We start from the raw sequence: 14,148 nt of genomic DNA on the forward strand, positions 1-14,148 counted from the left end.
AGGGGGGCAGAATTTATAGCTCGGTAACCGGCTACACCGGGCTTTCGGCGCCATTTGACTCCATAGACACATGTAACCTCATCTGGCACCCTCATACCGCTGACGCGGTATTCAGAAGCTTCCCGATGCTGTAGGTTTTAACGTCTGCTTTGTGCCAGAAGCGGACGTTTCAGAAGCCAGCTGTTTTTAATAGCTGTGTATTATCGAACCGGATACTTATGTTTTTTAACAACCCCTCTCCGGCCCAGACGATAGCCCCCTAATTTTGCGGTTTATTTCTGTTGTAGCCAGCGTTGAACGCCCATGGACGCGGAGTCAATTGCACCTGCCAGATAACCCGAGAACTGTGGCGACCATTCACTGGCGATACCTGTTATCTCACCGGACCATTCTCCCCTGGCGGGAAGTTGCTCAGGCATTGCGTGACCGACCTCCTGCAGGAGATCAAATTCCGTTGCAGTAAACGGATCGGCTGCCCAGTCTTTTATATACTCCGCTTCGGGCTCTGCCGCATCCTGTCCAAATAAGCGCACGAGTTGCTCCCGGCAAAGGCCTTTGAGCACAGCTTCGCTGACAGTCCATCTCGATTTTGCCGGTACGCCAATGAAACCAAAAATCGCCGTTTTGCCCGAGTCTGGCTCGGATACGTCGTGGATCTCAACCATTGGCCCCACGCGGCTTCCTGCATTCCCTGAAAGCTGCCGCTCATGCAATAAGTCTGTTTTATATACAGCGACATATTTTGCATGGGGAGCCATCCATGTCGGGATTTTCCGCCAGTTCGACAGCACCTGTTCCGGCATCGCGGGTATGAAATCTATTTTAGCTGCCAGGGCAGGAGGCAAAGCGAGGAAGACATGCTCACCGGAAAATACGGCCTTTTTACTGCCTTCGGACCGGGTATGGACCAGCACTTCCTTGCCAGCCCGGGAAACCGCCACCACCTGATGGCCGGTTTTAATCTTCTCAGCCGGGATCTGACTTTTAAGTGCCGCCGTCAGCGCCTGCATTCCTCCCTTCAGCCTGAAAGACGCCGGGGAGCTCTCCCATGCCGGGTAGCGTTCGGGGGGCGAATCCAGCTGGCGTTCGTAGAGCATGTCACCCGGACGGCCATGCGCGATTACCGGAAGATTAAGCCGCTCGATCAGTTGCGCGAAGTCCGGTTGAATATCAGGCCAGAACCACGCTGCCCCCATATCTACATGAACGCCAGCGGAGGTGCCCGCCAGTTCCAGGCCTGACAGCACGCGCCCGCCCGTTCTGTCACGAGCCTCAAGGATCACATAATCAACACCCGCTTTTTCAAGCAGCGTGGCGGCATAAAGGCCGCTTATGCCCGCACCAATGATAACAGCGCTCTGCTTCATAATGTCGCTCCGCTCAGGGTTGTCGGGCTGAGATGTCCCGTTTTCAGATAAAAAAGTGCGCCAGAGGCGGTGGCCATAAGAGCAGGCATATCACCCGGCGGAAACCGCATCCAGCTTCCTGCCCCATAGCAACCTTCCGGCGCATGGAGTTCTCCCTGCAGAAGAAGGATCTCTGCTCCGCCAACAAGCGGCGCACAGAAGATCCGCTCGCCCGGGGCAATTTTCTGAAGCAGAACAGTTTCTGAGGTGCCGGAGAATAAAGGGCAGACTTGTCTTTGCGGCTGACCGTGCCAGTTAGCTGCCTCCTGCGTATTTATCCTGACCGGCTGGAGTTCATCGGCAGACATCTGGCGCAGCTTGACGAAAATGGTTGTGCCGTCGCGACTTGAGGGCTGGTGAGAAGAACCGTCCGGGCTGCGCAGATACCAGCCGGCAGGATAGTTGACCCCGTTTTCGGTAAAAGTCCCCTCGAGCACCAGAATCTCCTCTCCGCCTGGATGGCTGTGTGCGGGAAATTCGGATCCGGGCGCATACCGGACAAGGCTGGTTGCGCGGGCCTGCTCGCGACCAATCCGGTCAAGCATCACGCGCTTAACGCCGGGCTGGGGAGAAGGTATCCACTGATAATCGTCCGGAGTAACGATCGCACGCTGCGAAAAATCAGAATTCAGTAACATCATAGTGAGTGATTAGACGGCCCCGCAGGGGCCGTCTGCAGGCCTATTTGTTCGGCAGATTATCGTAAACATCCAGAGCACGCGCGGTATATGTCAGCGCTGCGCCAGTGTTCAGGTTAATGGCAACGGCCAGCGCTTCGGCGATCTCTTCGCGCGTGGCACCGTGCTTAACAGCAGCGTCGACGTGTACGGCCAGGCAACCGTCACAGCGGGTGGTGACGGCCACGGCCAGTGCAATCAGTTCATGGGTTTTGGGATCGAGGTGCTTGTTTTCTGACGCCCCTTTATCCATCTGTTGAAAGCCTTTCATAAACTCTGGCTGCAGTTTGGCAAATTTGCCGATGGTGGCGAGCAGGCCACTGCGATATTCATTCCAGTTTAAGAACATTGAAAACTCCGGTTATTTTTTGTCTCAGAAAAATCATTACATGACGTCGAAAATACGTACGTCAGGCGCGCTGTTTAAATAGGGTTTTAATCCTGCAACGACATCCTGCGTGAACAGCGGACTGCCAAGGTATGCCTGCGCCTGCGCTACAGTCTTAAAGCCGTGCAGCACCTGGACATCCTCATCACGGACAAGCAGCTCTTTAGAGGTGGCACCCTCGATGGTGGTCAGAAACGGGGTTTTGTATTTCTGGTATACCCCCGCGGCTGCCGCACGGTTTTCATTACTGATATCCAGGGTGATTTGCAGATAAGCCATCGTTCTCTCCTTCGCTCAGGGTTGAGGTAACACGCCCGCTTAAAAACCCGGCCTGTATTACCTTTCGTTGAGGGCGATTATCAGAAAGCCAGACAGCTTCAACAAATCAGATAATCTTGCGGAGCAGAGAAGAAATTCTACGTCGTGGTATAGCAGGGAATAAAGCATCACGCGGCTGGACTGATTGCCGGGACAGCGTGATGCCTGATGAGGCAGTTTATGAGCGGTCTGAAACGACATCCTGAAGAAGCCAGTCATGGAAAACTTTTACTTCATCACGCATTACATTCTGCTGCGGGGTGACCAGATAATAAGACCACTTGAGCGGCCACCGGTGGTCAGGATGCAACTGGACCAGCTGTCCGGTTTCGATAAGCTTTTTCACCAGAGCGTATCGCACGATGGCCACGCCTCTGCCGCTCAGGGCCGACAGAATCACCGCTGAGGTGGAGTTAATATGCAGCCCGCTTTCCAGCGCTTCGGGGGCACCGACCGCCATCAGGACATCATTCCATGACGGAAAATCCGCCCCCGGGTGGGGCGTGTCATCATGAATGAGTTTTTGCGTGGCGAGCCATTCACTGCAGGCCATTTTCCCGGACGGCACCAGGTGGGGACTGCAGACCAGTACCGCTTCCTCATCCATCAGCCAGGTTTTATTCACGCCTGGCCAGTCGCCCTGGCCGCAGCGAATACCTATATCCGCCTCGCCGTGCGACACGTCCATCAGCTTTTCCGTGACGTTAAGCCGCAGATCGATATTTTCGTGCGCTTCCGAAAACCGGTTCAGGCGATCCATCAACCAGTTCATCATCAGTACCTGCGATGCCGTCACCACCACCACTGAGCGCGAGCGGCGACCACGAAGCTTGTTTAATCCGGTTTCAAGTTTGTCGAGCCCCTGCGTGATGTCCTGGAGTGCCTCCTGCGCTTCGTCAACCAGCGTCAGCCGCTCTTTTCCTGAGCGGGTGCGGTGAAGAAGCGGGTGTCCGACCCAGTCTTCCAGCGAGCGGACCAGCTGGCCTACTGCGGCGGGCGTAACACCCAGCTCCTGTGCCGCGCCGGTAAAGCTGCCGTGCCTGGCGGTGGCTTCAAAAGCATGCAGCCATTTAAGTCGGTTTAGCGATCGCATTGAGGTTATCCTGATGCATTATTTTCCTCAGTATACGCCAACGAGAAAGATTTTCTTTCCTGAGTCGCAATTTCTTCTCAGTCGTCAATCAGGGGCCCGGGTGGCATTCTGATTTCACACGATGAGGAGCGCGGCTTTTCATCAATGACAACCATATGAATTCAAAGAGGTTAGCGATGAACGCATCTTTTGCCGGTAAAAAACTGTTAGTGGTCGGTGGTACAAGCGGTATGGGCTTCGAAACGGCGAAGCTGGTTCTGAAAAACGGTGGCAGCGTTGTGCTGGTTGGCAATCGTCAGGACAAAGCCGAGCAGGCCCGCCAGGCGCTGGCTGCAGACGGTCAGGTTTCCATCATCGTTGCCGACCTGATGAAAGAAGAAGGTATGCAGCACGTGGTGAATACCATTAATGCCGAACACAAAGATATTAGCCTGCTGGTCAATGCGGCTGGCGTATTTTTCCCGAAACCGTTCACCGAACATGAAACGTCAGACTATGACATGTACATGAGCATTAACCGCGCGACGTTCTTTATTACCCGTGACGTGGTGCGCAATATGGTCGAAGCCGGCATTAAAGGCTCCATCGTTAATATCGGTTCCATGTGGGCACAGCAGGCCATCGGTGCCACTCCGTCTTCAGCTTACTCAATGGCAAAAGCGGGTCTGCACGCGCTGACCAAAAACCTGGCCATTGAGCTGGGTGAAAAAGGGATCCGCGTGAATGCGGTGTCTCCGGCCGTTGTTCACACGCCAATTTACGAAGGCTTCATTCCGAAAGACGACGTGAAGGACGTGATGAGCAGCTTTGACAGCTTCCACCCGATCGGTCGCGTGGGTACCCCGGTCGATATCGCGGAAACCGTTGCTTTCCTGCTTTCTGACAAGACTGGCTGGGTCACCGGCGCTATCTGGGATATTGATGGTGGCGTAATGGCTGGCCGTAACGCCTGATGACCATGCCGCACGCGCTTACCCGCGTGCGGCACTGGAGTAATTATGCAAATCCAGACCGTGCATTATGACCTTGTCACCTCATGGCAGGGGGGCATGGCCAGCCGGACGCTCTGCCAGTCCTTTTCCGCAGACAACGCTTCGCCGGCCCTGCAAAGTCATGTTATCGATTCCGATGAACCGGTTTCGCTGGGTGGCGAAGGGCTGGCTCCTGACCCCCAGGAGCTGATGCTCGCTGCGTTTAACGCCTGCATAATGGCCGCCTTTATTCTCGAAGCCAGGGCTGAAGGTCTCGCCCTTACGCATCTTGAAATTCACACTGACGGGCACCTTCCGAAGGGTATACCTGCCTCCGGTGACAGACCTGCAGAGGATGCCTCCGGCAGGCTTGTGTATGTCATCCACGTAAGCGGTAGCGGCACGGTGCATCAGTTTGAAGGGGTCCATCAGCGGGTGATTGACTCCTCCCTGAACCGGTGGTTACTGGCCCAGAATATGCTCATCGAAGGTGACTTAATACTGAGCTGACGCGGCTGGATTGTTTTGTTCAACAGGAAAAAATGATATGACCACACCAAGAGTAACCCCCTGGCAGGATGAAGAGCCCGTTGACGCCAATCTTCTCAACGCGATAAAGGCCCGTCGGCCCGGCGGAAAACTGATAGGTATTGACCGGGTATTACTGAAGAGTGCCCCCCTGGCCACGGGCTGGAACGAACTGATGGTACGGGTACGTCAGGAATTTTCGCTCAGCCTTGAATACCGGGAACTGATCATGCTGCGCGTTACCTGGCTGAATAAAGCAGAATTTGAATGGAACGTGCACTACCCTGCCTATCTGGATGCAGGCGGAACGGCTGAAAAAGCAGAAGCCCTGCGGTTATCCTCCGCGCCACACATCTTTAATGACACCGAAACGTTGCTGATACATCTTACGGACCAGTCCACCCGGAACGTCGTGGTTGAGGAGAACATCATCGGGGCGCTGAAAAGCCTGTTAGGTGAAAAAGAGACCGTGGAAGCGGTTGCTACTGTCGCCGCCTATAACATGGTATCCCGTTTTCTCGTCGCCCTTGCCATCTGATATCCCTAATTTTTCCGGTGCAATTTATGAATAAAAAATATCGCGCTATGCAGATCGTTGCCCCCGGGGTGCTGGAAATGACAGAGCGGCCGGTACCCGCTCCCGGCCCGGATGAGGTGCTCATCAGAATTGAAGCATGCGGCGTATGCGGTGCCGATCTCCGGGACGCGGAAAAAGCGCCGCAGGCGGGCCAGCCCGGCCGTATACCGGGACATGAAATTGTCGGATTTATTGCCCGGAAAGGGAACAGGGTACCCGATATCTGGCAAACCGGTCAGCGGGTTGGCATCGGGCGTCTGGGGGGATACTGTCAGCACTGCAAACCCTGTCGCAGCGGGCTTTTTCACCTCTGTGAAAATCAGCTTACGCCAGGACTCAGCTGCGATGGCGGCTACGCAGAGTACGTTGTCATGCGGCATACCGCGCTGATAGCCATCCCCTCCGCGCTCTCTTCCGTACATGCAGCGCCGATCCTTTGCGCCGGTACCGCAACCTTCAACGCACTGCGTAATTCTGGCGCCAGAGCGGGCGACAGAGTGGCGGTTCTCGGAATGGGTGGCCTTGGCCACATGGCCGTTCAGTACGCCCGTAAAATGGGGTTTGACGTTACGGTGGTGGCGCGCGGTAGCGATAAAGAACGAGCGGCCATTGAGCTGGGTGCGCATCACTACATCGATACACTTAAGGAAAACGCATCAGAACGTCTGAAAAATGACGGCGGTGTGGATTTTATTGTGGCAACGGCACCGGATTCAGAAACGGTATCAGCCCTTCTGTCCGCCCTCGCCCCCCGGGGAAAAGCGATCCTGCTGGGTACCGGACAAACGCCGGTGCAGGTCACGCCGGGTATGATGATCGGCGCTGAACGTACCCTGACAGGATCCTTCGTCAGCACACCGGCGCAAACCGAGCGCGCACTACAGTTCAGCCACCTCTTTCAGACGTTGCCTGTCACTGAACTGCTGCCATTTGAAAGGGCAAATGAGGCGCTCAGCAGACTGAAGCAGGGTCTGGCGCGATACCGGATAGTGCTCACCATGAATCAGGATAATTAATCACATGTCCGCAGAACATTTCCTGCCCGTTGCAGATCAGAAAAATAATATTATACGCCTGTCGGCCGCACAGGCTCTCGCCGGTGCTAACTCCGTCGTCTTTTATGCCACAGGGGCAATTGTGGGTAATGCGATTGCACCTGCCAGTTCGCTGGCCACCCTGCCCATCACCATGTTTGTTCTGGGGATGGCGGCCTGCATTCTGCCGTTAGGCTCATTGGCGCGGAAAAATGGTCGTAAAACTGCCTTTATGGTCGGCACCGGAGCAGGCGTCATCACCGGCCTGACGGCTGCTCTGGCCGTCTTCATCGGCTCATTCCTGCTGTTCTGCATTGCTGCATTTCTGGGCGGTGCCTATGCGGCAGTCGCGCTCAGCTTTCGTTTTGCCGCAACGGACGGCGTTACGCCCGAACGAAGGGCCAGGGCTTTGTCGCTGGTTATGGGGGGCGGAGTGATTGCCGGCGTGGTTGGGCCCATGCTGGTTTCCGGAACGATGCACCTCTGGCCGCCTCATACCTTCGCCGTCACGTTCCTCGCCCAGGCGCTCGTGGCCGTTATTTCGGCATTCATACTCAAAGACGTGAAAACCACAGAACCTGCCGGCGCAGTAAAAACGGGTGGACGACCTTTGCGCGAGATTGTCCGACAGCCAGGGTTTGCCAGAACCGTATTCAGCGGTGCGGTCACCTATATGGTGATGAATTTCCTGATGACGGCAGCCCCCCTCTCGATGCACATGCACGGCATTTCTCAGCAGGCGTCCAATCTTGGTATCCAGTGGCATGTGATTGCCATGTACGGTCCGGGCTTTTTCACCGGCAAATTAATTAACCGTTTTGGGGCCATGCGTATCGCCGCTGCGGGTCTGCTTATCACGGCATGCTCTGTGCTGGCCGGACTTGGTGGAACTGATATTTTTCACTACTGGCTGTCGCTGATATTGCTGGGTCTGGGCTGGAATTTTGGCTTCACCGGCGCATCGGCGAAGATCATTGAATATCACCGTCCCGAAGAGAAAAACCAGGTCCAGTCCCTGAATGATTTTGTGGTGTTTGGGGTGATGATTGTTGGGTCATTTTCTTCAGGAGCCCTGCTCAGTCTCTACGGCTGGAACGCCGTCCTGTGGGGATCCCTTGTTCCCGTCGGGCTTGCATTTTTAGGTATTATTAACGGGTTGCGGACAAAAAAGCAGGATAAATTAAGCTTCTGACGTAGTTTTCTCTGCGGCCTGGAAGCGGTTTATGTTGATGTGCATAGTATCTTAAGCCCAAAATCAATGAGCATGATTTTGGGCATACTTGTCGATGCTCACTGGCCCCATTATTTCATGAACGTCCGTTCTTCGCTCACAGCGGACTTTAAACGCACCCAGTACGCCCGCTTCGAGCCAGGAGCGGACATTTTGAAAGCCATCAAGTCCTTAGTTTGATGCCCATCGGAATTGTTTACTTTACAATACCAGCTACGAACAGCCTAACTAAAGCCAGGTGATCACGTGCATTCAAACATGATTGAATACCTTAATATTTTCGTACAGGTTGTTGAGCAGGGCAGCTTTACAAGAGCCGCTGACATTCTGCAGATTCATCGTCCCACCGTGAGCAAAGCGATACAGCAGATAGAGGACGACCTCGGCGTAAAACTCATCCATCGCACTACTCGTAAGTTGAGCGTTACGGCTGAAGGGGAGGCGTTTTATCATCGCGCCAGGCTTGTATTGTCTGAAGTTAATGACATGATGGCGAGTTTTTCACCTACTCTTCCGCCTCGGGGGCGGCTCAGGCTTGATGTCCCGCTGGCGCTGGCTCACGCCATACTGATCCCTAATCTCAAACATTTCCAGTCACTGTATCCTGACATTGATGTCATTTTGGTTTCATCGGACAAAAAAACCGATCTAATCACGGAAGGTGTGGACTGTCTTGTCCGCCTGGGCGAGCTTCAGGATTCGAGTTTTATCTCCAGACGTCTTGGTGACATCAGGATGGTCACCTGTGCAGCCCCGTCTTACCTGCAACAACATGGACGACCGGAAACACTTGCGGATCTGGAGCAGCATCGGGCAATAAATTTTTTCAGCGACCACAGTCGTGATGTGATGGAGTGGAAATTTATTAAGGACGGGAAGATCGTTTCGTTGCGTCCCGTGGGCAGCATGCTGGTTGATAATTCAGATATTCTGCTCTCCTGTGGCCTGGCGGGCCTCGGCATAATTCAGGGCACCTTAAACGCCCTTGCTCCACATATTGCTTCCGGCGCTCTTGAAGAGATTCTGACGCAATACCCTTCTGTGTCCAAGCCCGTGTCGGTGCTGTATCCGGACAGGCGCTACCTTTCCCCCAAAGTACGGGTCTTTATCGACTGGTTCAGTGAAGTTCTGACCATGCAGAACCGCTGAAACCAGTGGATTGTTAACAGATAATTAATACTGAAGTTCCCTGTCAGCTATTTTTGGTACGTTTATAGCAGCGTAGATTGTCAGTAAATGAACCGGGCATGTCTTCAACAATATTCTAAAGATATGCTGATAACTGACGAGAGCTGAAAATGTCTAAAGTTGTTACCTTTAACCGCACCGGTGGTCCGGAAGTTTTGGAAGTTGTCGATGTGGAGGTGCCCGCACCAGCAGCGGGTGAAGTTCAGATTCGCGTACATGCTATTGGACTTAACCGTGCAGAAATCATGTACCGCAACGGCCAATATGTTATTGAGCCGGAATTTCCGGCACGTCTTGGTTATGAAGCGGCTGGCGTTGTGCAGGCCGTAGGTGAGAATGTTGAGGCATTTACCACTGGCGATCTGGTCAGCGTAATCCCTTCATTTATGTTTAATGAATACGGTATGTACGGCGAAGTGGTCAATGCACCTGTGCACGCTGTTGTGAAGCATCCTGAAAATCTTTCCTTTGAGGAAGCCGCTGCAAGCTGGATGATGTATATCACTGCATATGGCGCGCTGGTTGAATATGGCAACCTTCAGGCTGGGCAGAATGTTGTGATCCGCGCGGCATCAAGCAGCGTAGGACTGGCTGCCATACAGATAGCTAACATGCTGGGTGCTAAACCCATTGCGCTTACCCGGACTGCCGAAAAAAGAGACATGCTTCTTAAAGCGGGTGCCGCCACTGTTATAGCTACCGCTGAGCAGGATATGGTTGCGGAAATCAATCATGCGACAGATGGCATGGGCGCCCATATTGTTTTTGATCCTGTCGGTGGGCCGGACGTGGCAAAACTGACCCAGGTGATGGCACCGCAAGGTATGTTCTTCCAGTACGGCGCGCTAGACAGCCGCGACCTGCTTGTGCCTGTCTTTGATATTCTCGGTAAGCATCTCACGCTCCGTGGATACGAGCTGTTCGAAATCACGACGGACCCTGAAAAAAGGGCACGCGCAAAATCCTTCGTCACCGAAGGGTTACGTTCCGGCAAACTGAAACCGGTCATTGATAAAACATTTCCGCTTGAGGATATTGCGGATGCACAGCGCTATATGGAAGCAAATGGACAGGTTGGCAAAATCGTTGTAGTGGTTGAGTAAACCTCAAACCCACTATGAGAAAGTTGCATTCGCCAATCGGTTTATTTCCTGAAATAACTTCACCGCAATGGAGTAACTCTTGAATTCACAATACAACTGGCAGGCACCAGCCATTAATCGCAAAAAAGTGGGCAACATGACTGTGACCATGCTCAGTGATGGTTACCTGGATGTATCCTTTGAGCTATTGTCGGGTATCGAAGGCTCCCGAGCGGAGGCACTCCTTCAGAAGCGGGGCGTGCCAGCATTGCCTCGCATTAATATCAACGTTTACGTGATCCAGACACCTGAGCGCACTATCCTGGTAGACAGCGGTGCTGGCGGTATCAATGGCTGGGGCGGTCGGCTTCAGGTTGCGCTGGCCGCTGCCGGTATTGACCCGCTCGCTATCGACACCATTTTACTGACTCACGCGCACCCGGATCATATCGGTGGTCTTGCCGGCCCTCTGCAGACTCCGGTGTTCCGTAATGTTCAACAGCTTTTTGTTCATGAAAAAGAACTCGCTTTCTGGCGCGATGAAACTATTTCAGCCAGCGCGCCTGATGCGTTCAGGCCGTTCTTTGAGGTAGCTAAAAACGCTTTTAACGCCTACGACGACAAACTGGTGCCTTTTCGTGAGGAAGCTATCCTGCCGGGGATCCAGACCGTTGAACTGTTTGGCCATACACCGGGCCACAGCGGATACCTGCTGGGCGATGAAAAAGAATCTCTGCTCATCTGGGGCGATATCGTTCATTTCCCGCATGTCCAGGTTGCTCAGCCTGATGTAACCATCGCGTTCGACAGCGATCCTGTGGCCGCTGCTGCCGTCCGGGGCAGACTGCTTGACCGTGCTGCGAGTGATAACCTGGCCGTTAGCGGAATGCATTTTAACCTGCCAACCACGGGTAAAGTTGTTCGAGATGGCAGCAGCTTTGCCCTGAACTATGATCTCTGGTCACCAGCAGTCTGAACCTTCCCCTTCCCGGTAGAATCACCGGGAAGGCATTTCTTACTTTCCCGCGCTTATCTAAGGGCCTGTGAATATGACATATTCGCAAACAAAAGGCTTATTGCCACCACGCCCAGGTTCTTTGTTCTTCTCTTGAGAACACGCATTGTTGCGGGGAATATTCGCCTGTTCAGTACAGCGCACCGTTTCATCTACTGTTCTTACGCGGGGCTTTTTCCTGATTAATATTTTTTGCTTCTCTGTTTTTAAGATTCAACGTCTGCCCTGCGCTGTGAGTTCAATCGGTCGATGCAGCGCTATTCTTAATCAAGGGGGACGTTGCCATGAAACGAAGAACTCGGATTCACTCCACGCCAGTTCGCCTTGGATATACGGAGTCGAGTTCCCACTAACCGTTCACCCAGATAAGCTGGTGTGAAAGGTGAAGCGGAGGGCCATATGCTGCAGATCAGGATTCATCGGTGCAGACATTTCTGACCTTAAGGGAAGGGGGCGGCACACTCTGCTTCAGTGGGGGTAGTGAATCACCTCAAATTGTTAGATACAAGGGATAGGGGTGCCGATGCGGGTGACAAGGGTATCTTTGCCGCAGCCATAAAATCGATAAAACAGCGTATTCGCGGTGACAGATAGCGGCTGGCGGGCCACAGGACCGAGAAATGCCCATCCTTCACGCAACAGCTGGGCAACACCTCCTGCAGCCGTCCCTCATCCATGGCCTCGCGCACGACAAAATCAGGCACACAAGCGATGCCCATTTCCGCCGTACTTAAGCGAATGACGGCCTCAATGTTATTGACCGTTATCACGGAAGCGGCCCTGAAATCTCCCGTCAGCCGCATATCGCGTAGCTCCCAGGGCTGGATCAGCTCCGTCGCGGGGAAGCGGAAAAAAATGCAATTATGCGCCGCCAATTCCGCTGGCGAGCCGGGAACGCCGTATTCCGCCAGATAAGCCGGACTGGCGCAGAGCACAAAACGAAAGCCACCCAGCGTTCTGGCTATCAAGCGGGAGTCCGCTAATTATATCGAGATCCTGGAAACGGTGCTGATGGCCACCCTGGATCCTGATTTGTGGAAATCGGCGCTGCAGAAACTGGTGTTTCTCACCGGCAGCGCTTTGATGGAGCTGTTTAATGTCAAGCCCGCCGAGAATGCGGTGGCGGAGCTGCTGGTGAGGGACATGACCCCGGATGAATGCGCCTTACATCTGGGCGTATCCATCGCCACCTTCAGAACCCACCTCCGCGCCCTGTACCGGAAAACTCATACCCGTCATCAGGCAGAGCTCCTGCTGATTCTCCGCGCGATACACGGCAGATGGTTTCGCTTCCTCAGGAATGATGGTCGCGCAGGAAAACGGTCAGCACCTCTTTCGGCGGCACGCCGCCGCATTCGCCAATCATCCAGCCCACCGCCCCGCGGTGATAGGTGCCGTGAAAGAGCATGTGATTCAGCATCTCCATTGCGGTCATATTGCCGTCGCCGCCGTCGACGAATTTGAAGGCGATACGTTGGTGGAAATCGGCGGGGGTCATGGCGCTGGCGTACTGAATGTATTCGTCCGTACAGGCGGTCATGGCCGTTTCCAGCTGATCAACGGTTGGCGTCTCAGGGGTATTCAGCGCGGTGTAACCGTGCGGCCTGCCGCGCAGGTTCGCCCGGAAAATCATGTCAACGACATGGATATGGTTCATCAGCCTGAGGGTCAGATGACGTTTTTCACCATATACCGTTGCGTCAATCGCGCGGATCGCCTGCAAGGTGGCAAGGTCAATCCAGCGCTTGTATTTCAACAGCGTTACTACTGTGTCTTTGTCCATAGTCAGTCCCGGGTTGGTTGAACCGTTATCATACTGGTTATGCCGGTGAGTCGTCACTCACCGGCAGCAGGCACAAAAAAGCCTCGCCGGGGCGAGGCTTTTCAACAAGCAGGTGATTTAGTCAAACACACCGTTAATCACGGCGGTGACGATCGCGGTGCTCAGGGCGACCAGCACCAGATCATCGCCGACCGCACGCCATTCGTAGCCAGGATAGTAGGGCAGGTCGTTAATCATCGAAGCAGGCAGGGTCTTTTTCGCGATACCCGGAGGGAGCGGTTTGCCGCGGGCGACGTTTTTGGCGATACCCGGCGGCAGCGCCTGATAGCCGACCAGACCATAGTTCACGGCAAGGGAGCGCGCCCGTGAAAAGCTAATATCGCTATCGACGTGGTCGGGTTTGCCGTAGTTTTTGCGTTTGCCATGATCGTCAGTGGACTGACCTTTATTCTGGCCTTTATTGCCATGGTCGCCATTGTTACTGCTGTTACCATGATTGCCGCTATTGCCATGGTTACCGCTGTTCCCGTGATTACCACCACCATTACCGTTGCCGTTACCCGGGTTGGCATAGACCGGCGCGGCCAGCACGGCAAGAGAAATAACCGCCGCCAGTGCTGTTTTGAGAGTGCGACGCTTAAGCATGATGTTGTTTCCTTAATGGGGAGTACACGCTTAAAAAATAAGATAAAGCTATACCCCTGACAATCTCATTATTTCTGATTTTCAGAAGGCTTTTGAACGCTGGTGGGAAAGGGATAGCGGGGCGCGGACGAGCAATTCCATTGCTGCGTTTTGACAGACGGGCGACCGCGCCCCGCTAAATGGGTTGCCAGCAGGATCGCTCCCGGGCATGG

Annotated in this window: 15 protein-coding genes and 2 pseudogenes; 9 read left to right on the forward strand and 8 right to left on the reverse strand. The window is 54.1% G+C overall.

Going from position 1 to position 14,148, the window contains the following annotated elements:
• Nucleotides 1-272 precede the first annotated feature (272 nt).
• From LGL98_RS10735 to LGL98_RS10755, 5 genes are all read right to left on the reverse strand, one after another.
• Nucleotides 273-1,367, reverse strand: a complete 1,095-nt coding sequence (locus tag LGL98_RS10735; protein ID WP_050887077.1) for a flavin monoamine oxidase family protein — start codon at nt 1,365-1,367, stop codon at nt 273-275.
• Entirely contained in the window at nt 1,364-2,047 is a 684-nt protein-coding gene (locus tag LGL98_RS10740; RefSeq protein ID WP_136032488.1) for a cupin domain-containing protein, read from the reverse strand. Before LGL98_RS10740 ends, LGL98_RS10735 begins: the two co-directional genes overlap by 4 nt.
• A gap of 40 nt (nt 2,048-2,087) precedes the next feature.
• On the reverse strand, nt 2,088-2,432 hold the full coding sequence (locus LGL98_RS10745) for a carboxymuconolactone decarboxylase family protein (protein ID WP_007712977.1): 345 nt from the start codon (nt 2,430-2,432) through the stop codon (nt 2,088-2,090).
• A gap of 36 nt (nt 2,433-2,468) precedes the next feature.
• Nucleotides 2,469-2,750 carry a hypothetical protein gene (locus tag LGL98_RS10750; protein WP_050887078.1) on the reverse strand — a complete coding sequence of 94 codons (282 nt, stop codon included), beginning with the start codon at nt 2,748-2,750 and terminating at the stop codon, nt 2,469-2,471.
• A 217-nt stretch (nt 2,751-2,967) separates the two neighbouring features.
• Nucleotides 2,968-3,882, reverse strand: a complete 915-nt coding sequence (locus tag LGL98_RS10755) for a LysR substrate-binding domain-containing protein (protein WP_136032490.1) — start codon at nt 3,880-3,882, stop codon at nt 2,968-2,970.
• Nucleotides 3,883-4,058: 176 nt separating this feature from the next.
• Between LGL98_RS10755 and LGL98_RS10760 the strand changes: the two genes are divergently transcribed.
• The 8 genes from LGL98_RS10760 (at nt 4,059) to LGL98_RS10795 (ending at nt 11,469) form a co-directional block, all read left to right on the forward strand.
• The gene (locus LGL98_RS10760) at nt 4,059-4,835 is read left to right on the forward strand and encodes an SDR family NAD(P)-dependent oxidoreductase (protein ID WP_032730570.1); all 777 of its coding nucleotides are present in this window, start codon (nt 4,059-4,061) and stop codon (nt 4,833-4,835) included.
• Nucleotides 4,836-4,880: 45 nt separating this feature from the next.
• Nucleotides 4,881-5,363: an OsmC family protein gene (locus LGL98_RS10765; RefSeq protein WP_032730568.1), complete on the forward strand. Its 483-nt coding sequence runs from the start codon at nt 4,881-4,883 to the stop codon at nt 5,361-5,363.
• A gap of 37 nt (nt 5,364-5,400) precedes the next feature.
• Nucleotides 5,401-5,919 (forward strand): carboxymuconolactone decarboxylase family protein, encoded by a 519-nt coding sequence (locus LGL98_RS10770; protein ID WP_136032492.1) that lies wholly within the window; start codon nt 5,401-5,403, stop codon nt 5,917-5,919.
• A 26-nt stretch (nt 5,920-5,945) separates the two neighbouring features.
• Nucleotides 5,946-6,974: a zinc-binding dehydrogenase gene (locus tag LGL98_RS10775; RefSeq protein WP_136032494.1), complete on the forward strand. Its 1,029-nt coding sequence runs from the start codon at nt 5,946-5,948 to the stop codon at nt 6,972-6,974.
• 4 nt (nt 6,975-6,978) lie between these two features.
• On the forward strand, nt 6,979-8,184 hold the full coding sequence (locus LGL98_RS10780; RefSeq protein WP_032730563.1) for an MFS transporter: 1,206 nt from the start codon (nt 6,979-6,981) through the stop codon (nt 8,182-8,184).
• 297 nt (nt 8,185-8,481) lie between these two features.
• Nucleotides 8,482-9,372, forward strand: a complete 891-nt coding sequence (locus LGL98_RS10785) for a LysR family transcriptional regulator (RefSeq protein ID WP_136032496.1) — start codon at nt 8,482-8,484, stop codon at nt 9,370-9,372.
• 149 nt (nt 9,373-9,521) lie between these two features.
• Nucleotides 9,522-10,514, forward strand: coding sequence for a zinc-dependent alcohol dehydrogenase family protein (locus LGL98_RS10790; protein ID WP_136032498.1), 993 nt, complete (start codon nt 9,522-9,524; stop codon nt 10,512-10,514).
• A gap of 79 nt (nt 10,515-10,593) precedes the next feature.
• Nucleotides 10,594-11,469 carry an MBL fold metallo-hydrolase gene (locus LGL98_RS10795; protein WP_203034095.1) on the forward strand — a complete coding sequence of 292 codons (876 nt, stop codon included), beginning with the start codon at nt 10,594-10,596 and terminating at the stop codon, nt 11,467-11,469.
• A gap of 524 nt (nt 11,470-11,993) precedes the next feature.
• On the opposite strand, the pseudogene LGL98_RS10800 reads toward LGL98_RS10795, so the two are convergent.
• Nucleotides 11,994-12,491, reverse strand: a pseudogene (locus tag LGL98_RS10800) (LysR substrate-binding domain-containing protein); the annotation flags it as partial.
• 28 nt (nt 12,492-12,519) lie between these two features.
• On the opposite strand from LGL98_RS10800, the pseudogene LGL98_RS10805 reads away from it, so the two are divergent.
• Nucleotides 12,520-12,766: pseudogene (locus tag LGL98_RS10805) on the forward strand (transcriptional regulator).
• 36 nt (nt 12,767-12,802) lie between these two features.
• Here the strand turns inward: LGL98_RS10805 and LGL98_RS10810 are convergent.
• A complete protein-coding gene (locus LGL98_RS10810) occupies nt 12,803-13,291 on the reverse strand; it encodes a DinB family protein (protein ID WP_136032500.1) in 489 nt (162 codons plus the stop codon).
• 117 nt (nt 13,292-13,408) lie between these two features.
• Nucleotides 13,409-13,936 (reverse strand): anti-virulence regulator CigR family protein, encoded by a 528-nt coding sequence (locus LGL98_RS10815; RefSeq protein ID WP_136032502.1) that lies wholly within the window; start codon nt 13,934-13,936, stop codon nt 13,409-13,411.
• Between the last annotated feature and the right edge of the window lie 212 nt (nt 13,937-14,148).

It is taken from the genome of Klebsiella africana (assembly GCF_020526085.1).
Classification (GTDB): domain Bacteria; phylum Pseudomonadota; class Gammaproteobacteria; order Enterobacterales; family Enterobacteriaceae; genus Klebsiella; species Klebsiella africana.